General features: G+C 70.0%; 16 protein-coding genes. 10 read left to right on the top strand and 6 right to left on the bottom strand.

Annotation, left to right across the window (positions count from 1 at the left end):
• Positions 1–2: 2 nt before the first annotated feature.
• The 3 genes from ACFWBQ_RS03950 to ACFWBQ_RS03960 form a co-directional block, all read right to left on the bottom strand.
• A complete protein-coding gene (locus ACFWBQ_RS03950; protein ID WP_385483591.1) occupies positions 3–548 on the bottom strand; it encodes a helix-turn-helix domain-containing protein in 546 nt (181 codons plus the stop codon).
• A 180-nt stretch (positions 549–728) separates the two neighbouring features.
• Positions 729–3,365, bottom strand: coding sequence for an ABC transporter permease/substrate binding protein (locus ACFWBQ_RS03955; protein ID WP_385483593.1), 2,637 nt, complete (start codon positions 3,363–3,365; stop codon positions 729–731).
• On the bottom strand, positions 3,358–4,449 hold the full coding sequence (locus ACFWBQ_RS03960) for a glycine betaine/L-proline ABC transporter ATP-binding protein (RefSeq protein ID WP_385483595.1): 1,092 nt from the start codon (positions 4,447–4,449) through the stop codon (positions 3,358–3,360). Before ACFWBQ_RS03960 ends, ACFWBQ_RS03955 begins: the two co-directional genes overlap by 8 nt.
• 262 nt (positions 4,450–4,711) lie before the next feature.
• Between ACFWBQ_RS03960 and ACFWBQ_RS03965 the strand changes: the two genes are divergently transcribed.
• Positions 4,712–5,620, top strand: coding sequence for a 5'-3' exonuclease H3TH domain-containing protein (locus ACFWBQ_RS03965; protein WP_385483990.1), 909 nt, complete (start codon positions 4,712–4,714; stop codon positions 5,618–5,620).
• A 64-nt stretch (positions 5,621–5,684) separates the two neighbouring features.
• Complete coding sequence (locus ACFWBQ_RS03970; RefSeq protein WP_385483597.1) at positions 5,685–6,527, top strand: siderophore-interacting protein; 843 nt, start codon at positions 5,685–5,687, stop codon at positions 6,525–6,527.
• Positions 6,528–6,595: 68 nt separating this feature from the next.
• Here the strand turns inward: ACFWBQ_RS03970 and ACFWBQ_RS03975 are convergent, their stop codons facing one another.
• Positions 6,596–7,237, bottom strand: coding sequence for a MerR family transcriptional regulator (locus ACFWBQ_RS03975; protein ID WP_385483599.1), 642 nt, complete (start codon positions 7,235–7,237; stop codon positions 6,596–6,598).
• A gap of 158 nt (positions 7,238–7,395) precedes the next feature.
• Between ACFWBQ_RS03975 and ACFWBQ_RS03980 the strand changes: the two genes are divergently transcribed.
• The 8 genes from ACFWBQ_RS03980 (at position 7,396) to ACFWBQ_RS04015 (ending at position 14,336) form a co-directional block, all read left to right on the top strand.
• A complete protein-coding gene (locus tag ACFWBQ_RS03980; RefSeq protein WP_385483601.1) occupies positions 7,396–8,307 on the top strand; it encodes a hypothetical protein in 912 nt (303 codons plus the stop codon).
• A complete protein-coding gene (locus tag ACFWBQ_RS03985) occupies positions 8,304–8,771 on the top strand; it encodes an ABA4-like family protein (protein ID WP_385483603.1) in 468 nt (155 codons plus the stop codon). Before ACFWBQ_RS03980 ends, ACFWBQ_RS03985 begins: the two co-directional genes overlap by 4 nt.
• 125 nt (positions 8,772–8,896) lie before the next feature.
• Positions 8,897–9,481, top strand: coding sequence for a sigma-70 family RNA polymerase sigma factor (locus ACFWBQ_RS03990; protein ID WP_385483605.1), 585 nt, complete (start codon positions 8,897–8,899; stop codon positions 9,479–9,481).
• Entirely contained in the window at positions 9,478–10,233 is a 756-nt protein-coding gene (locus ACFWBQ_RS03995) for an anti-sigma factor domain-containing protein (protein WP_385483607.1), read from the top strand. The genes ACFWBQ_RS03990 and ACFWBQ_RS03995 overlap by 4 nt, the downstream gene beginning before the upstream one ends.
• A gap of 281 nt (positions 10,234–10,514) precedes the next feature.
• A complete protein-coding gene (locus ACFWBQ_RS04000; protein ID WP_385483992.1) occupies positions 10,515–12,050 on the top strand; it encodes a molybdopterin-dependent oxidoreductase in 1,536 nt (511 codons plus the stop codon).
• 71 nt (positions 12,051–12,121) lie between these two features.
• Entirely contained in the window at positions 12,122–12,766 is a 645-nt protein-coding gene (locus ACFWBQ_RS04005) for a fasciclin domain-containing protein (protein WP_385483608.1), read from the top strand.
• A 28-nt stretch (positions 12,767–12,794) separates the two neighbouring features.
• On the top strand, positions 12,795–13,805 hold the full coding sequence (locus ACFWBQ_RS04010) for an ADP-ribosylglycohydrolase family protein (RefSeq protein WP_385483610.1): 1,011 nt from the start codon (positions 12,795–12,797) through the stop codon (positions 13,803–13,805).
• Between the two features lie 90 nt (positions 13,806–13,895).
• The gene (locus ACFWBQ_RS04015) at positions 13,896–14,336 is read left to right on the top strand and encodes an SPW repeat protein (protein WP_385483612.1); all 441 of its coding nucleotides are present in this window, start codon (positions 13,896–13,898) and stop codon (positions 14,334–14,336) included.
• Between the two features lie 74 nt (positions 14,337–14,410).
• Here the strand turns inward: ACFWBQ_RS04015 and ACFWBQ_RS04020 are convergent, their stop codons facing one another.
• Positions 14,411–17,239: a DEAD/DEAH box helicase gene (locus ACFWBQ_RS04020; protein WP_385483614.1), complete on the bottom strand. Its 2,829-nt coding sequence runs from the start codon at positions 17,237–17,239 to the stop codon at positions 14,411–14,413.
• A gap of 44 nt (positions 17,240–17,283) precedes the next feature.
• Positions 17,284–18,180 (bottom strand): diacylglycerol kinase, encoded by an 897-nt coding sequence (locus ACFWBQ_RS04025; RefSeq protein WP_385483616.1) that lies wholly within the window; start codon positions 18,178–18,180, stop codon positions 17,284–17,286.

Raw genomic sequence — 18,180 nt, forward strand, 5'->3', positions numbered from 1 at the left:
TTTCAGCGACGCGAGTCGTACGTCGCGTCGATGTGCTCGGCCACCGCGACGACGAGCAGCCGGGTGCCGGGCACGGTCGCGCGCCACCGGTGGCGGACCCCGCCGGAGAGGAAGAGGGTGTCGCCACGGCCCAGCCGGTAGGCCTGGCCCTCGGCCTCGACCTCGACGGCGCCCTCCACGACGTACATCACCTCGTCGTTGCGGTGCTGGAACTCGCGTCCGAGATCCTGCTCGCCCACGAATTCCAGGACGCTGAGCTGGTGGCGGCCGCGCACCAGTCTGCGTACGCCGTCGTCGTCACCCGCCCGCACGACGTCCACGGCACGCGCCGAGTCCGCTGCGGCCCGCAGCCGCTCGGTCGTGGTTTCCAGTGCTTCGGCCACCCGGTCCAGGGAACGGGCGCTGGGTCTGGCCCGCTCGTTCTCGATCTGGCTGAGGAACGGCACGGACAGGCCGCTGCGCCCGGCCACCGCGGCCAGTGTGAGACCGAGGGTTCTGCGCCGTCGGCGAACCGCGGCACCCACTCGAAGGGCTTCCTTGTCGTCCATGTCCGGCTCCCTCCCCGGATCGCCATCCTCCCGGTTGCCAGCACCCTACGCATGTCGTTTGCGGTTTGGAGCCGAAGTGAATGGTCGGAAAACCTTCCTGGACTGCTCCGAACAGCCCGAAGGGGACGGCCCCGGCTCGCTGCCGGGACCGTCCCCTTCAGAGGATCGACGACTGCTGGATCAGCTGCCGACAGGGGCCAGCTTGTCCACGACGTCCGGATTGGCATCCATCCAGCGACGGGCGGATTCCTTCTCCTTGCCCGCCCCGCCCTTCTGGATCTCCACCTCGAGCGAGGCCAGCTGCGCCTCGCTGAGCTTGAAGTCCTTCAGCCATCCGGTGAACTCCGGGAAGTCCTTGGCGAAGTCCTTCTTGGCGACCGTGTGGATCTGCTCGCCCTCGCCCCAGGCACCCTTGGGGTCCTTGAGCTTCTTCAGGTCGTGCTTGCCGTAGGCCCAGTGCGGCGACCACAGGGTCACCACGACCGGCTCCTTCTTCTTGATCGACCGGTTCAGCTCGGCCAGCATCGAGGAGGTGCTGGAGGAGACGACCTTGTACTCGCCCTCCAGGCCGTACTCCTTGAGCACCTTCTCGTTCAGCGTGCCCATCATCCCGGCGCTCGACTCGATGCCGATGATCTTGCCGTTGAACTTCTTGCCCTGGCCCTTGAGGTCATCGAGGGAGTCGATGCCCTTGACGTACGAGGGGACGGACAGCTCCAGCGAGGTCGGCCCGTACCAGGAACCGAGATCGGTGAGGTTGTCCTTGTACCGCTCCCAGTAGTCCTTGTGCGTGGTCGGCAGCCACGAGTCGAACTGGACGTCCAGCTGCCCCTGCGCCAGGCCGGTGTAGAGCGGGCCCGGGTCGAGCTGCTTGACGGTGGTCCTGTATCCACGGTCCTCCAGCATGTTCTGCCAGAGGTAGGTGGAGGCGATGGCCTCGTCCCACGGGAAGTACCCCATGTTGACGGTCTTGCCGGCGTCCTTGCCCTGCTTCGCGCCGCCCGCACCGCCGGGCACGGGCGCCAGCTTGTCGACGAGGCCGGGGTTCTTCTTCAGCCAGCTGCGTACGCCGTCCTGCTCCTGGCCCTGGCCGGCGTCCTGGATCTCGTTCTCCAGGCTCGTGAGCTGCTTCTCGGTGAGCTTGAACTTCTTCAGCCAGTCGGCGACGGCGGGTGCCTTCTCGGCGAAGCCCTTGTGGGCGACGGTGTGGACCTCTTCGCCCTTGCCCCAGGCGCCCTTAGGGTCCTTGAGCTTCTTCAGGTCGTGCTTGCCGTAGGCCCAGTGCGGCGACCACAGGGTCACCACGACCGGCTCCTTCTTCTTGATGGAGGCGTTCAGCTCGGCGAGCATCGAGGAGGTGCTGGAGGAGACGACCTTGTACTCGCCCTCCAGGCCGTACTCCTTGAGCACCTTCTCGTTCAGCGTGCCCATCATCCCGGCGCTGGACTCGATGCCGATGATCTTGCCGTTGAACTTCTTGCCCTGGCCCTTGAGGTCATCGAGGGAGTCGATGCCCTTGACGTACGAAGGAACGGTCAGCTCCAACGAGGTCGGCCCGTACCAGGAACCGAGATCGTCCAGCTGGTCGCTGTACTTGTCCCAGTAGTCCTTGTGCGTGGTGGGCAGCCAGGAGTCCGTCTGGAAGTCGATGTCCCCGCGGGCGACGCCGGAGTAGAGCGGGCCGGCGTCGAGCTGGGTGATGCCCGTGGTGTAGCCGCGCTGCTCCAGGAGCTCCTTCCACAGGAAGGTGGAGGCGATGCCCTCGTCCCAGGGGATGTAGCCCAGGTTGATCTTCTGGCCCTTGCCGACGTTTCCGCTGTCGGCCTGGGCGGTCCCGGAGTCGCCCGAGCCGGAGCCGGCGATGTTCAGGCCGCCCGCGACGAGCGCGAGCACGACGACACCGGTCATCGCGACAGCGGTTCCCGGCTTGTAGTGCGTGAACTTCAGACGCCGCGCACCGGCGGCGACCTTGGCCGCGGCGCGGCGGCCCAGCGGCGAGACCCGCTCGTTGAGCGCTCCGGTCATCCGGTCGAGGTACATGGCGAGGATGACGACGGCGATCCCGCTCTCGGCGGCGAGGCCCACCTGGAGCTGGGTGATCGCGGCGTACACCTTCTCGCCGAGGCCTCCGGCGCCGGCCATACCGCCGATGACGACCATCGACAGGGCCAGCATGATGACCTGGTTGATTCCGGCCATGATCGTCGGCAGGGCGAGCGGAAGCTGTACCCGGGTCAGGGTGTCCTTGGGCGTGGTGCCGAACGCCTCGGCCGCCTCGACCAGTTCGCTGTCGACCTGGCGGATGCCGAGCTCGGTCATCCGGACGCCGGGGGGCATCGCGAAGACGATGGTGGCGATGACACCCGGGGTGACGCCGACGCCGAAGAACATGACGCCGGGGATCAGGTAGACGAAGGCCGGCATCGTCTGCATGACGTCGAGCACCGGCCTCAGCGCGGCGCTGACCTTGTTGTTGCGCGCGGCCCAGATACCCGTGGGCACCGCGATCACGATGGTGATGACGGCAGCCACCACGACCAGCGAGAGCGTGGCCATCGCCTCGTCCCACAGGGCGAGGGAGTCGATGAGCGCGAAGCCCACGAAGGTGGCCACGGCCGGGACGATGCCGCGCAGCCAGAAGGCGATCACGGCGAAGATCGCGGCCATCAGCAGCGGCTCGCCGCCGCCTAGCACCGCGTTGACACCGTCGTACATGCCGCCGAGGACGGCCTTGATGGCGTCGAAGATCCAGGTCAGGTTCGACTGGAGCCAGTCGACGGCGCTCTCGACCCATTCGCCGAAGGAGAACCTAGGCACCGGCGTTCACCTTCTTGATCTCACGCTGGGCCGGCAGCACGTTCTCGACCTTCGGTTCCTCGCCGAGCGCGGCGAGCAGACGGTTGCGCGGCACGACGCCGATGACGCCGCCGTCCCCGTCGGTGACGGCGACGGCGACCCCGCTGGTGGAACAGGGGGTGAAGAGCTCGGCGATGGGCGTCTCGGCGGACACCGTCGCGGGGGCCTCGGCCATCAGGTCCTCGTCGGAGCGGCCCGCTTCGGGCTTCTCCATGATCGAACCGGCGGTGAGCACCCGGGAGCGGTCGACGTCCTGGATGAAGGAGGCCACGTAGTCGTTGGCCGGCCGGACGAGGATGTCCTCGGCGGTGCCCTGCTGGACGATCCGGCCGTCCCGCATCACGGCGATACGGTCACCGAGTCGCATGGCCTCGTTGAGGTCGTGGGTGATGAAGACGATGGTCTTCTTCAGGCGCTTCTGCAGTTCGAGGAGCTGGTCCTGCATATCGCGGCGGATCAGCGGGTCGAGCGCGCTGAAGGACTCGTCCATCAGCAGCAGATCGGCGTCGGTGGCGAGCGCGCGGGCCAGGCCGACACGCTGCTGCATGCCGCCGGACAGCTCGTCGGGCCAGGACTTCTCCCAGCCGGCGAGGCCGGTCATCTCCAGGGCGTCGGCGGCGCGCCTCTCACGCTCGGCACGCGGTACTCCCTGCACTTCCAGGCCGTACGCGGCGTTCTCGAGGACGCTCCTGTGGGGGAAGAGCGCAAAGTGCTGGAAGACCATGCTGATCTTCCTGGAGCGGACGGCGCGCAGGTCACGGGAGCTCAGGGCGGTCAGGTCCTGACCGTCGAACAGCACACGTCCGGCGGTGGGCTCGAGCAGCCCGTTGAGCATCCGCAGCAATGTGGACTTCCCGGAGCCGGAGAGCCCCATGACGACGAAGATATGGCCCGGTTCCACGGTGAACGAGGCGTCGATCACCGCTGCGGTCGTTCCGTCGGCGCGCAGCTCGTCGCGGTGGGTACCGCTCTCGAGCTTCTGCACGGCTTGATCGGGTCGTCTGCCGAACACCTTGTACAGGTGCTCTGCTTGCAGCCTTGACACATACACCTCACGCGTTGAACCAAAACGGTCTGCCACCCCCTCCGGCAGACCGTGGAGCAGTGCGGATTCGGTCCGCAAAGCACGCGCATCAGTTGAAAAATGGACGTGGTCCGCTCCGGTGGCGCGCCTTCCCTCACTTACGCAACCCAAACACGTGTGTGATCCAGTTCACCTCCGGGGGAGGTCGGCCACGGGACGGCAGGCGTCGGCGCCGGGCGGTGTCAGTGCGGTGCGGCATCATCGGGGTGTGACGCGACGCCTGATGCTCCTCGACACCGCCTCCCTCTACTTCCGCGCCTACTTCGGCGTCCCGGACTCGGTGCGCGCACCGGACGGCACCCCGGTCAACGCCGTGCGCGGGCTCCTCGACTTCATCGCCCGGCTGGTCCAGGACCACCGGCCGGACGACCTGGTCGCCTGCATGGACGCGGACTGGCGACCGCACTGGCGGGTCGAGCTGATCCCCACCTACAAGGCGCACCGGGTGGCGGTCGAGACACCCGCGGGGGTCCCGGACGAGGAGGAGACCCCCGACACCCTTTCCCCGCAGGTCCCGATCATCGAGGACGTCCTGGACGCCCTCGGCATCGCCAGGGTGGGCGTCGCTCCGTACGAGGCGGACGACGTGATCGGCACGCTCGCGGGCCGGGCCACCGGCCCGGTGGACATCGTCACCGGCGACCGCGATCTGTATCAGCTGGTCGACGACGCCCGCGAGGTGCGGGTGCTGTACCCGCTGAAGGGCGTGGGCACGCTCCAGATGACGGACGAGGCCTGGCTGCGGGAGAAGTACGGCGTCGACGGCGCCGGCTATGTCGATCTCGCGCTGCTGCGCGGAGATCCGAGCGACGGACTGCCGGGAGTCCCCGGCATCGGCGAGAAGACGGCGGCGAAGCTGCTGGACGCCTTCGGCGATCTGGCCGGGATCATGGCCGCGGTCGACGATCCGGCCGCCCGGCTGACCCCGTCGCAGCGCAAGCGCCTTGGCGAGGCACGGGACTACGTGGCAGTCGCACCGAAGGTGGTCCGGGTCGCCGACGACGTACCGCTGCCCGATTTCGATGCCGCGCTGCCCGACGAGCCCCGCGACCCCGCAGCGCTCGAGGCCCTCGCGGCCCAGTGGGGTCTGGGGGGCGCCCTGCAGCGCCTGCTCGTCACGCTCCAGGCGTGAAGGTGCTAACTTAGGCAAACCTAAGTACATCGGTCTCAGGCACATCCAGAGCAGGGAGTCCCTTGTGGCAGAGCAGCAGGCACGCCGGGCACCGAAGGCGCAGGGGGCGCAGGTCGTGCGCACCGAGCAGATCACCCCGCACATGGTGCGGGTAGTTCTCGGCGGCGACGGCCTGGCAGGCTTCGAGCTCGCCGGATTCACCGACCATTACGTCAAGCTGTGCTTCGCGCCCGAGGGCGCGGACTACGCGCACCCCTTCGACATCGCCAGGATCCGCGAGGAGTATCCGCGCGAGCAGTGGCCCACCACCCGTACGTACACGGTGCGTTCCTGGGACCCGGCCGCCCGTGAGCTGGCCATCGACTTCGTGGTGCACGGCGACGAGGGGCTCGCGGGTCCGTGGGCGAGCCGGGCGCGGCCCGGCGAGCAGGTGACGTTCCTGGGCCCCGGCGGCGGGTACGGGCCTCAGACCTCGGCCGACTGGCACCTGCTCGTCGGCGACGAGAGCGCGCTGCCGGCGATCGCCGCGACCCTGGAGCAGATGCCGACAGGCGCGCTGGTGCATGCCTTCGTCGAGGTCGCCGACGCCACGGAGGAGCAGAAGATCGTCACGCCCGACGGAGTGGTGGTGACCTGGCTGCACCGCGGCGAGCGTCCCGTCGGAGAGGCTCTCACCGAAGCGGTGACGGGTCTCGAGTTCCCCGAGGGTGAGGTACAGGCCTTCGTCCACGGCGAAGCGCGCTTCGTGAAGGAGATCCGCCGCCACCTGCGGCTGGAGCGAGGGATCCCGGCCGGTCAGCTGTCGATCTCCGGTTACTGGCGCCTCGGCCAGAACGACGACCTCTGGCGCGCGGTCAAGCGCGAGTGGAACGAGCAGGTGGAGCGCGAGCAGGAGAACGCCGCCTAGCGCCGCTCCCCCGCACCCCGCCGGAGCCCGGTCACCGTCCTGGACGGCGACCGGGCTCCGTGCCTTTCCTACTCCTGTTCACCCTCGTCCCCGTACGCGCGCGCGGACGCGTCCACGTGCGCGAGGCGCCGCAGAGCCGCGAACATGGCCTCCCCGAGCACCGTGCCGACGACCACGCTCTCCACCAGGTCCTCGCGGGCCACCCGCCGTCCCACGTAGTCGAGGTCCGCCCGGGCGACCGACTCGGCGGCGTCCGCGTAGACGTCGAGCAGCTCGACGAATCCGCCGTGCCCGGCCCTGCGCAGTGCGGCCAGCACGCCCGCCAGCGCCCTGCCCGCCGGGCTGTCCGGCCCGACCTGCCAGCCGCGCCGGTCCAGCAGCGCGGCCACCTCCTCGCGGGCGTCCTCCAGCTCGGGTCCCATCTCGCCGCCGTCCGTCGGAGCGATGCGCTTCGCCGCGGTTCCGAGCACCTCGTGCACCGGCTGCGCCGGATCGTCGACCGCGCCCAGCACGTCCGCGATGGCCGAGAGCGGAAGTCCGCCGACGTCGAGCAGAGCGCGGATCAGCCGCAGCCTGCGCTCGTGCCCGTCGTCGTAGCTCGCCTGGTTCGGGCTGGTCAGCCTGCCGGGGGGCAGCAGCCCCTCGCGTACGTAGTACTTGATCGTCGGCACCGAAACCCCGGATCTGCGACTCAATTCACCGATGCGCACTGTGCGTTCATCCCTCCGGACCTTGCCAAGCCGACCCCCCATCATAGATAGTACCCCTATCGGATAGCGGAGAGCTCTACTATCCATAATTTTCCTGGGGGGTTTCCATGTCTTCATGGCGCACGTGGCACCGGCCATTAGTTCTCTTCTCCGCCTCGATGGCCGTGACGGCCGTCGTCGCAGTGGTGGGGATCCTGGTCGACGACCGGGTCGTCGCGGGGGCGCCGATCTGGTCCAAGCCGTTCAAGTTCGCTGTCTCGTTCGTGCCCTACACGCTGACCCTCGCCTGGATGCTGACGCTCCTCACCCGTGGCCGGCGCACGGGCTGGTGGGCCGGCACCGTCGTCGCGCTGGCCTGCCTGGGAGAGATGGTGATCATCACCGGGCAGGTGGTCCGGGGAAAACGCAGCCACTTCAACAACGAGACACCGTTCGACGCGATGCTCTACAGCACGATGGCCGTCACCGTCGTGATCCTCTGGGCCGGCACCCTCGCCATCGCGGTCCTGCTGTTCCGTGCGCGGATCGCCGACCGCGCCTCGGCCTGGGCGGTGCGGTCCGGGGTGCTCATCGCCCTGGTGGGCGCCGGCTTGGGGTTCCTGATGTCGCAGCCCTCCGCCCAGCAGAGGGCGGCCGGCGATCTCGACACCGCCGACGTGATCGGCGCGCATTCCGTCGGCGTACCGGACGGCGGACCGTCGATGCCGCTCACGGGCTGGTCGACGACCGGCGGCGATCTGCGCATCCCGCACTTCATCGGCATGCATGCGCTCCAGGCGCTCCCGCTGTTCCTGCTCGCCCTGATCGTCCTGGCACCCCGGATCGCCCGGCTGCGCGACCCGCGCGCGCGGCTGCGGCTGGTGCTCGTCGCCTCCGGCACGTACGCCGCCGTCGTCGCCCTGGTCGCCTGGCAGGCGCTGCGCGGCCAGCCGCTCATCCATCCCGACGGGGCGACGCTCACCGCAGCCGCCCTGATCCTCGCCGCAGCCGCGGCCGGCGCCTACGCGGCGCTGCGCCCGGCCGTACCCCTCACGGCAACCGACGCGTTCGACAAGGAGTTTGTGTCATGACCGGTGCCCTCTTCGAGATCACCTTCATCCTGGCCGCCCCGTTCTGGCTGCTCATGATCTTCGCGCCGGGCCGGCGCGTCACCGCCCGCCTCGCCGCCTCGCCGCTGACGGTGCTGCCCCTGCTGGCGCTCTACGCGGTGATGGCCGTTCCGGTGTTCCCCGAACTCTGGGCTGCCGTGAGCAGCCCGGACATCGATACGTTCCGCGACCTCACCACCCTGGCGAACGGCGCCGGCGCCGTCTGGGCGCAGATCATCGCCTGGGATCTGCTGCTCGGGCAGTGGATGTTCCTGGAGGCGCGGCGGCTGAAGGTGTCCCCGTTCGTGATGGGGCCCCTGCTGGTGCTGACCATCCTGCTCTCGCCGGTCGGCCTGGTGGTCTTCCTCGCCATCCGCGCGTCCCGGAAGCCCGGCGCCCCCTCCGTTCGACGACACACGGACGACGGCGCGGCGGTGCCCGGCTGACGGTGTTCCAGGGGGCCGAACCGTGCGGAGTCCGTGCGAGCATTTCGGCCCACCGACCAATCCGCAGGACCGCCGGCTCCGAATCAATTCAGGAAGCCGATGCGTGCCCCGGGAGGAACGTCCGCGTGAAAGAAGCCGTACACATCAGTGGGGTCCCCTCGCCCGGGCCCGATCTGCAGGAGCTGCTCGTCCTGGTCGCCCGCGGTGACCAGGATGCCTTCACCCAGGTGTACGACCAGGTCAGCGGTCCTGTCCTCGGCCTGGTGCGGAGCATCCTCCGCGACCCGGCCCAGTCCGAGGAGGTGGCACAGGAAGTGCTTGTCGAGGTGTGGCGCACTGCCCCCCGCTTCCAGCCGTCCCGCGGAAGCGTCATGAACTGGGTGCTGACGCTGGCCCACCACCGGGCAGTGGACCGGGTCCGGTCGGCCGAGGCCACGGCGGCGCGGGAGCACAGGGCCGCGCTGCTCGACCGCGCGCCGGACTTCGACGAGGTGTCGGAGCAGGTCGAGACCCGCCTCGAAAGAGAACAGGTCAGACGCTGTCTGCGGACGCTCTCCGAACTCCAGCGGCAGTCGGTGACCCTGGCGTACTACCGCGGACTGACCTATCGCGAGGTCGGCGAACTGCTGTCGGTACCACTGGGAACCATCAAGACCCGGCTGCGCGACGGGCTGATCCGGCTGCGCGACTGCCTGGGGGTGAGCGCATGAGCACGGCCGAGCTGCATACGCTGACCGGGGCCTACGCCCTGCATGCGCTGCCGGAGGACGAACTCCTCGCGTTCGAGCGTCATCTGGGGGCCTGCGAGGCCTGCGCCCAGGAGGTACGGGAACTGTCGGCGACCGCCGCCCGGCTCGGGCTCGCGGTGTCCGCCGTCCCGCCGCCCGCGATGCGCGGCCGGGTGCTGCGGGAGATCACGACCGTACGGCAGGAGGCGCCGTCCCACGCCCGGGACGCTCGCGCCGGCACATCCCCCGGGCGGGCCGGCCGCTGGTCGTCCTACGCCCTCGCCGCGTGCATCGCCGCCGCTGCCGCCTTCGGCGGGGTCGCCGTGTGGCAGAACCAGGTCGCGCAGGACGCCCGGCAGGAGGCGCTCCAGGCCCGGCAGCAGAACGAGCAGCTGGCCCGGGTGCTGGCGGCTCCGGACGCGAAGACCGGCTCGGGGGCGCTGGAGGGCGGCGCCCGGGGCACGGTCGTCGTCTCGCAGAGCGTGGACCGGGCGGTGTTCCTGGCCTCCGATCTGGCCCGGCCGCCCGGCGGCAAGGTCTACCAGCTGTGGTTCAACGACGACGGGAGCATGCGCTCGGCGGGGCTGATGGACCCGTCCACGACGCACGACACGGTGCTGCTGGACGGGCCCGTGGACGGCGCTTCCGGCGTGGGCATCACCGTCGAACCCGCGGGCGGATCGAAGCAGCCGACCACGCAACCGCTGGCTCTGGTGGACTTCCCGGACGCCTGAGCCGGCACGACATGGGTGTGCCCCCGGTCTGCAGGGCCGGGGGCACACCCATGTCGTGCACACCCGTGGCCGGCCGTGCCCGGCCGCAGTCATTCGGTGCAGGTCGGCCCGCGGATTGGCCGATCGGCGAACTTCCTCCGATCGGGTGAACGACCAATCCGCCGGGCGCCCGGCGCCGAACTCCTGGTGTGAGCACAGACCGATACGTTTCGCAGAACCACGGGTCCTCCGGGGCCCGGGGACCCCGCTGGGCATGTACCGCGTTCGCCGCGCTCAGCGGTCTGATCGCCGGGTTCACGGCCCTGTGCGTGGCCGAACTCGTCGCGGCAGCCGTACGTCCCGAGGCGGGTCCGGTCACGGCGGTGGGCGGCGCGGTCATCAACCGCACTCCCTCGGCCGTCAAGGACTTCGCCGTACGGAATTTCGGCACCGGCGACAAGCTGGTGCTGCAGCTCGGGATCCTCGTACTCCTGGCGCTCTTCGCCATGGCGGTCGGAGTCCTCGCGCTGCGGCACCGGCGGAGCGGTGCTGCGGCCGTACTGGTCTTCGGCGTGGTCGGCGCAGTCGCGGCGGCCGGCCGGCCGGAGGGCCGCCCGAGCGACGCGCTGCCGTCGGTCGTGGGCGCCGTGGTGGCCGCGGGGGTGCTGTATCTCCTGGCCGGACGGCTCGCCCCGGAAGCCGGCCCGTCTCCCGCGGCTGGAGAGACGGACGGCCCGGCGCGGGGGTCCTTCGACCGCCGCGGATTCGTGATCGCGGCGACCGCTGCCGCGGCGGCCTCGGCCGGTGCCGGACTCCTGGGCCGGCGGCTCCAGGCGTCCGAACTGGCCGGGGTCTCCGCCTCACGCGGCGAGATCACCCTCCCGGCACCCGCCTCACCGGCTCCCGCGGTACCCCGGGGCACCGATCTGGAGATCCGGGGCCTGAGCTCCTTCGTGACCCCGAACAAGGATTTCTACCGGGTGGACACCGCCCTGGTCGTCCCGCACATCGACGCCGACCGATGGCGGCTGCGCATCCACGGCAAGGGGGTGGCGCGACCCGTCACCCTCAGCTTCCAGGATCTCCTGGGGCGCGGGCTCGTCGAGCGGGACATCACGCTGACCTGCGTGTCCAACCAGGTGGGCGGGCCGTACGTGGGCAACGCCCGGTGGATCGGCGTACGCCTGGCCGACCTGCTGAGCGAGGCCGGGGTGAAGCCCCCGTCGAAAGGCGGGCCCGCGGATCAGATCGTGGCGCGTTCCGTCGACGGCATGACGATCGGCACTCCGGTCGAGACGGTCATGGACGGCCGCGACGCACTGCTCGCGGTCGGAATGAACGGCGAACCGCTGCCGTTCGACCACGGCTTCCCCGTCCGGATGATCGTTCCCGGTCTGTACGGCTACGTCTCGGCCTGCAAATGGATCCAGGACATCGAGCTCACGACGTTCGACGCGTACGACGCCTACTGGGTCGAGCGCGACTGGGCACGCAAGGCTCCCGTCAAGACGCAGTCACGCATCGACACCCCCCGCCCCTTCGCTTCCCCGCGCGCGGGGACCGTGCCCGTCGCCGGCGTCGCCTGGGCCCAGCACCGGGGCATCGCCCGGGTGGAGGTCCGGGTGGACGGCGGCGCATGGCACACCGCACGACTGGCCGCCGAGGCCGGTCATGACACCTGGCGCCAATGGGTGTGGGAATGGCCCGCCACGAGCGGCCACCACACCCTCGAGGTCCGCGCGACGGACCGTACCGGCATCACCCAGACCGACAAGCGGGTCGGCACCGTACCCGACGGTGCGACCGGATGGCACTCGGTGGTGGTCGACGTGACCTGACCACCCGGCCCGTCCACCGTCCCTCTCTTCGCCTCCCATCTGTTGATCAACGACCCTCCCAGGAGAACATCATGAACACCCGTCACCTTCGTCGCGTCGCTGTCGCCGTGTCCGCCGCCGCCCTGCTGCCGCTGGGCCTGACCGCCTGCTCCGACGACTCCGACACCGCCGCGTCCGGATCCGGCTCCGGCGCGGACAAGGCCGCGTCGAGCGCTCCGGCCCAGGAGACCGCGCCCATGGACGAGCCGTTCGGCCCGGCCTGTGCGACGGTCCCGAAGGACGGTGCGGGCTCCTTCGCGGGCATGGCACAGGACCCGGTCGCCACGGCTGCGTCGAACAACCCGGAGCTGTCCACACTGGTCGCGGCCGTCAAGCAGGCCGGCCTCGTCGACACCCTGAACAGCGCCGAGAACATCACGGTGTTCGCCCCGACCGACGACGCCTTCGCCAAGATCCCGAAGGCCGACCTGGACAAGCTGCTCGCCGACAGGGCCGCGCTCACCAAGGTGCTCACCTCGCACGTCGTGGGCGAGAAGCTGGCGCCGACGCAGCTGGACAAGGGCTCCTTCGACACCCTGGCCAAGACCGGGCTGACGACGTCCGGTTCGGGCACGACGTACACCGTGAACGACTCCTCGAAGGTCGTCTGCGGCAACGTCCCGACCGCCAACGCCACGGTCTACATCGTCGACACCGTCCTGATGCCGGCCGCCTGACGTTCCGCCCTGCTCGTACGCTGATCCCATGAGCCGAACGAGTCCCGAAGGCCGCGTCCCCGAACAGAACAGCCCGGGGAACGCGGCCCGCAGGGACCGGGTGACGGGCGCTGTCGTCGGCTCGGCGGCCGGCGACGCTCTGGGCGCCCCGTTCGAGTTCGGGGCGCCCGGGGTGTTCACCGCTCGCTTCCCCGACGGCGTGGGGACGCTGAGCGGGGGCGGCGGCTGGGAGCCGGGCGAGGCAACGGACGACACGCAGATGGCCGTTCTGGCCGGGGAGTCCCTGCTGGAGAACGGCGGGCTCGAACTCCCCGACATGTTCGACCGGTTCAGGCGCTGGGCGGCGGGCGGACCCAAGGACATCGGACTGCAGACCAGGGACGTCCTGACGAGCGGAGACCCCTGGGACCTGGCGGCCGCGCTGCACTTCCAGGTCAACGGGCGGGCGGCCGGCAACGGTTCACTGATGCGGGCGACCACCTCAGCGGTGTACTTCGCACGACAGGGGCGGGCGGCGACCATGGAGGCCGCCCGCCGTATCGCGGCCCTGACGCATGGCGACCGGGCTGCGTGGGAAGGCACCGCGGTCTTTCACGAACTGGTACGCGTCGCCCTGGACGGAGGCGACCCGTCGGCCGCCGTCCGGGGCGCCCTGGACGAGGTGCACACCGATGACAGAGCGCGCTGGGCGACCGTCCTGGGGCCGGACTGGCATCCCGACGACGCGACCGAGTTCAACGGCGCGGTGTGGCCCTGCCTAGGCACCGCCCTCTGGGCCCTGCGCACGACCACCGGCTTCGAGCGCGCGCTCGCGGCAGCCGTCGACGTGGGCGGCGACACCGACACGGTGGCGGCTGTCACCGGCGGACTCGCAGGTGCCGTGTACGGGCTGGGCGCCGTCCCGGAACGCTGGACGCGCACCCTGCACGTGCCGTTGCCGGGGTACGGGGACCGTGTGCTGCGGGCCGCCGACCTGGTGTCACTGGCGGACCGGCTCGACGGAAACGCAGGATTTCACCGCCAGAAAACCTACACATAAGGGATATGTAAGAGCACACTGGGCTGGAGAGACGATGACCGCGTAATCAATACCGCGGTCGCCCCTCCAAAGTACGAAGGAGACGATCTCATGAGTAACGTCTCGCACAGGAGCGACCTCTCGGGGCATCCCGATGTCGATGAGATGCGGGAGCGCCATGACCGCGTGATGAGCGGCGGCGGCCGCAGTACCGCTCTCGCCGACGCGCCTGTGTTCCTTCTCGGTCTGTACTGTGCCGTCTCGCCCTGGGTGCTGCACTTCACGGCGAGCCAGCCCGCCCTGGTGACACACAACCTCGTCATCGGCATCGCGATCGCCGTACTGGCGCTCTGCTTCACCGCCATGCCGGAGCGGATGACCGGTATGAGCCTGGCCATCTGCGCCCTGGGCGCCTGGCTCATCGTGTCGACCTGGATCGTGGGCACGAGCCCCGATACCGGCGTCATCCTCAACAACGTGATCGTCGGAGGCCTGGCGGTCGTGCTGGGGGCGATCTGCGCGGGAGTCGCGGTGATGAACAAGAAGGCGTAGGAAGAGAACGCACAGCAGTGGCCACAGGCACGGACACCCGGCCTGCGGCCACTTGGCTGTTCACCCCGCCGGGATCACCCCACGGAGCTGTACGCCACCACACCCCGCAGCACCGCGTCGACGGCCTTGTGCGCGTTCTTCGCCACCGAACTCCCGTCCCGGGGCGCGGCGGCCGCGATCTGGCCCAGCACGTCGATGACCTGCTTGCACCAGCGTACGAAGTCGCCCGCCGGCATCTCCGCCTCACGGAGCACCTCGTCCAGCGTCCGCCCCGAGGCCCACATGAAGACCGCCCAGGCGAAACCGAGGTCGGGTTCGCGCTGGCCGACCCCCTCCGTCTGGCTGATCTTGAAGTCCTCCTCCAGGGCGTCGAGCCTGCCCCAGATCCGGACCATCTCACCCATCGCCTTCTTCGCCGGGCCGGTCGGCAGTTTGGGCGCCACCGCGTCGTCCGCCTGACGCGACTCGTAGACCAGCGCCGAGACGCACGCGGCAAGCTCGGCAGGGTTCAGCCCTTCCCAGACCCCGTCGCGCAGACACTCGCTCGCCAGCAGGTCGAGCTCGCCGTAGAGCCGTGCCAGCCGCCTGCCGTTGTCGGTGACTTCGCTGCCCCGCAGATAGTCGAGCTCGGTGAGAAGAGCGACGATCCGGTCGAAGGTGCGGGCGATCGTGTTCGTCCGGCCTTCGATGCGGTGCTCCAGCTGCCGGGTGTCGCGCTGCAGCCGGTGATACCGCTCCGCCCAACGCGCGTGGTCCTCACGCTCGTCGCACCCGTGGCACGGGTGTGCGCGCAGCTCCGTACGCAGCCGGGCGATCTCCCGGTCGTCGGCCGCGGCGGCCCGCTCCTTGCGGTGGCGTCCCGGATCGATGTGCCCGGCCTTGCTGCGCAGCGCGGACGCCAGATCCCGGCGCGACTGCGGAGAACGCGGGTTGAACGACTTGGGTACCCGCATCCGCTCCAGCGCCTCCACCGGCACCGGGAAGTCGATCTGGGCCAGCCGCTTGACCTGACGCTCGACGGTCAGCACGAGAGGACGCGGCCCGTCGTGGTACTCCAGCCCGCGGTGCCCGTCGGTGCGCCCCGCCGGCAGCCCCGGGTCCAGCACCAGAGCCAGTCCCGCGAACTTTCCGGTCGGCACATGGATGACGTCACCGGGCTTGAGCTTCTCCAGCGACGACGCGGCGGCCGCCCGCCGCTGCGCCGCACCCTGCTTGGCCAGGTCCGTCTCCCGGTCCTTGAGGTCGCAGCGCAGTCCCGCGTACTCCTCGAAGTCCCCGAGATGGCAGGTCATGCCCTCGCGATAGCCCTCCAGGCCCTCCTCGTTGCGCTGGACCTGCCGGGAGATACCGACGACCGACCGGTCCGCCTGGAACTGCGCGAAGGAGGTCTCCAGCAGCTCGCGCGAACGGTGCCGCCCGAACTGCTGCACGAGGTTCACGGCCATGTTGTACGAGGGCCGGAAGCTGGAACGCAGCGGATACGTACGCGTACCCGCGAGTCCGGCGAGCGCGCCGGGGTCCATGCCCCGCTGCCACAGGACCACCGCATGGCCCTCGACGTCGATGCCGCGGCGCCCGGCCCGTCCGGTCAGCTGGGTGTATTCGCCGGGCGTGATGTCGGCGTGCTGCTCGCCGTTCCACTTGACGAGCTTCTCCAGCACCACGGAGCGTGCCGGCATGTTGATGCCGAGCGCCAGAGTCTCCGTCGCGAAGACCGCCTTGACCAGGCCACGGACGAAGAGCTCCTCGACGACCTCCTTGAAGGTCGGCAGCATGCCGGCGTGGTGCGCGGCGATGCCCCGCTCCAGGCCCTCGAGCCACTCGTAGTACCCGAGGACATGGAGGTCCTCGGGTGGAATGGACGCGGTCCGCTCCTCGACGATCTCCCGCACCAGACGGCGCTTGTCCTCGTCGTTGAGCCGCAGCCCCGCCTGCAGGCACTGCTGGACGGCCGCCTCGCAGCCGGCCCTGCTGAAGATGAAGGTGATGGCGGGCAGCAGCCCCTCGGCGTCGAGCCGGTCGATGACCTCCGGCCTGGCCGGGGTCCAGATCCGGCTGCGCTGACGCCGCTCGCGCTCGCGGTCCGCCTCGCGCACCATCTTTCCGCGGCGGCGCTCGCGCGGGTTGTAACCGCGCTGGTTCTCCATGCGGGCGAGCCTGACGAGGTCGGGGTTGACCTCGCGCCGGCCGGTGCCCCGGCCGCCGTGGTCGGTCTCCTCCTCGAAGAGGTCGTACATCCGCCGTCCGGCCATGACGTGCTGCCACAGCGGCACCGGCCGGTGCTCGGAGACGATCACCTGGGTGTCGCCCCGGACGGTGTCCAGCCAGTCGCCGAACTCCTCAGCATTGGACACGGTCGCCGACAGCGACACCAGAGTCACCGACTCCGGCAGGTGGATGATCACTTCCTCCCACACGGCACCGCGGAAGCGGTCGGAGAGGTAGTGCACCTCGTCCATCACCACGTAGCCGAGGCCGATGAGCGACTGGGAGCCCGCGTACAGCATGTTGCGCAGCACCTCGGTGGTCATGACGACCACGGGTGCGCCCGCGTTGACGCTGTTGTCCCCGGTGAGCAGTCCGACCTTGTCCGCACCGTAGCGCCTGACCAGGTCGGTGAACTTCTGGTTGGACAGGGCCTTGATCGGCGTGGTGTAGAAGCACTTGCGGCCCTGCTCGAGGGCCAGGTGTACGGCGAACTCGCCGACGATCGTCTTGCCCGACCCCGTGGGGGCCGCGACCAGCACTCCCTTGCCCTCCTCCAGGGCCTGGCAGGCCTCGATCTGGAACGGGTCCAGTCCGAACCCGTACATCTCGCGGAAGGGCCCGAGGGCGGTGGCCTGCTCGGCCGCACGGACCCGAGAAGCCTGGTATCGCTCAGCTGGTGAGAGGTCCTCTGTCATCTTGATACGAGCCTACCCGCCACCTGTGGCAGTCAGCCCGATCTTTAAATTCCCTGTGCAAGGACCCGGACGGCACCGGATACACAGGTGGCCGTGAGGGGAAGCGCCCCCAGCGGCTCGCCGTCGACGTACGCGGTGACTCCGGCCGCGGCCAGCTCGATCGAGGCGACCTTGTGCACGGTGACCTTGGGGTGGTCGAGATGTGTCCCCTTGTACACCTTCGGGAACACCTTGAGCAGGGTGGACCGGCTGCAGTCCCCGACCACGGTGACGTCGAAGAGCCCGTCGTCCATGACCGCCTCCGCACAGATCCGCATGCCACCGCCGTACGTGGACCCGTTGCCCACGGCGATCAGTGTCGCCTCGATCTCGCGCACGGGGCCTCCGTCCAGCCGGATCCGGTACGGGATCGGCCGGAAGGCCGCCAGTTCGGCGAGGATCGCCAGGTCGTACTTGAACCGTCCGCCGACCCAGCGCATCCGGTTGCCGCGGTCGTTGACCCTGGAGTCGAACCCGGAGGCGAGCACGGAGCCGAACCAGCGCTCGCCGACCCGGCCGAGGTCGATCTCGCGCACCGTCCCCGCCTTGAGCGCTTCGGCTGCCAGCCGTCCCGCCGCGGCCGGATCACGGATCGGCAGCCCGAGCGCGCGGGCGAAGTCGTTGCCGGTGCCGACGGCGACGACGCCCAGCGGCGTCCCGGTCCCGGCAACGGCCTGCAGGGCGAGGGACATCAACCCGTCCCCGCCCACGGCTATCAGTGCACCGGTTCCGCCGGCCACGGCCTCGCGGGCCCGCCTCAGGGCGTCGTCGGCGTCCTCGCCGAGCACGGTCCGCACGGAGAATCCGGCGTTCCGCAACGCGGAAGCGGCCGGCTGCGCGGCACGCGCGCCCCGGCCGCGTCCTGCGGTGGGATTGACGAAGAGGGTGATCTCGCTGGTCAC

The organism is Streptomyces sp. NPDC060035 (genome assembly GCF_042736635.1).
GTDB lineage: Bacteria > Actinomycetota > Actinomycetes > Streptomycetales > Streptomycetaceae > Streptomyces.

Bases quoted from the DNA above. Each gene is read 5' to 3' on its own strand.
- ACFWBQ_RS03995 (WP_385483607.1), top strand. From the start codon at position 9,478: ATGAGCACGGCCGAGCTGCATACGCTGACCGGGGCCTACGCCCTGCAT.
- ACFWBQ_RS03965 (WP_385483990.1), top strand. From the start codon at position 4,712: ATGCTCCTCGACACCGCCTCCCTCTACTTCCGCGCCTACTTCGGCGTC.
- ACFWBQ_RS04020 (WP_385483614.1), bottom strand. From the start codon at position 17,239: ATGACAGAGGACCTCTCACCAGCTGAGCGATACCAGGCTTCTCGGGTC.
- ACFWBQ_RS03980 (WP_385483601.1), top strand. From the start codon at position 7,396: ATGGCCGTGACGGCCGTCGTCGCAGTGGTGGGGATCCTGGTCGACGAC.
- ACFWBQ_RS04005 (WP_385483608.1), top strand. From the start codon at position 12,122: ATGAACACCCGTCACCTTCGTCGCGTCGCTGTCGCCGTGTCCGCCGCC.
- ACFWBQ_RS03985 (WP_385483603.1), top strand. From the start codon at position 8,304: ATGACCGGTGCCCTCTTCGAGATCACCTTCATCCTGGCCGCCCCGTTC.
- ACFWBQ_RS04015 (WP_385483612.1), top strand. From the start codon at position 13,896: ATGAGTAACGTCTCGCACAGGAGCGACCTCTCGGGGCATCCCGATGTC.
- ACFWBQ_RS04010 (WP_385483610.1), top strand. From the start codon at position 12,795: ATGAGCCGAACGAGTCCCGAAGGCCGCGTCCCCGAACAGAACAGCCCG.
- ACFWBQ_RS03950 (WP_385483591.1), bottom strand. From the start codon at position 548: ATGGACGACAAGGAAGCCCTTCGAGTGGGTGCCGCGGTTCGCCGACGG.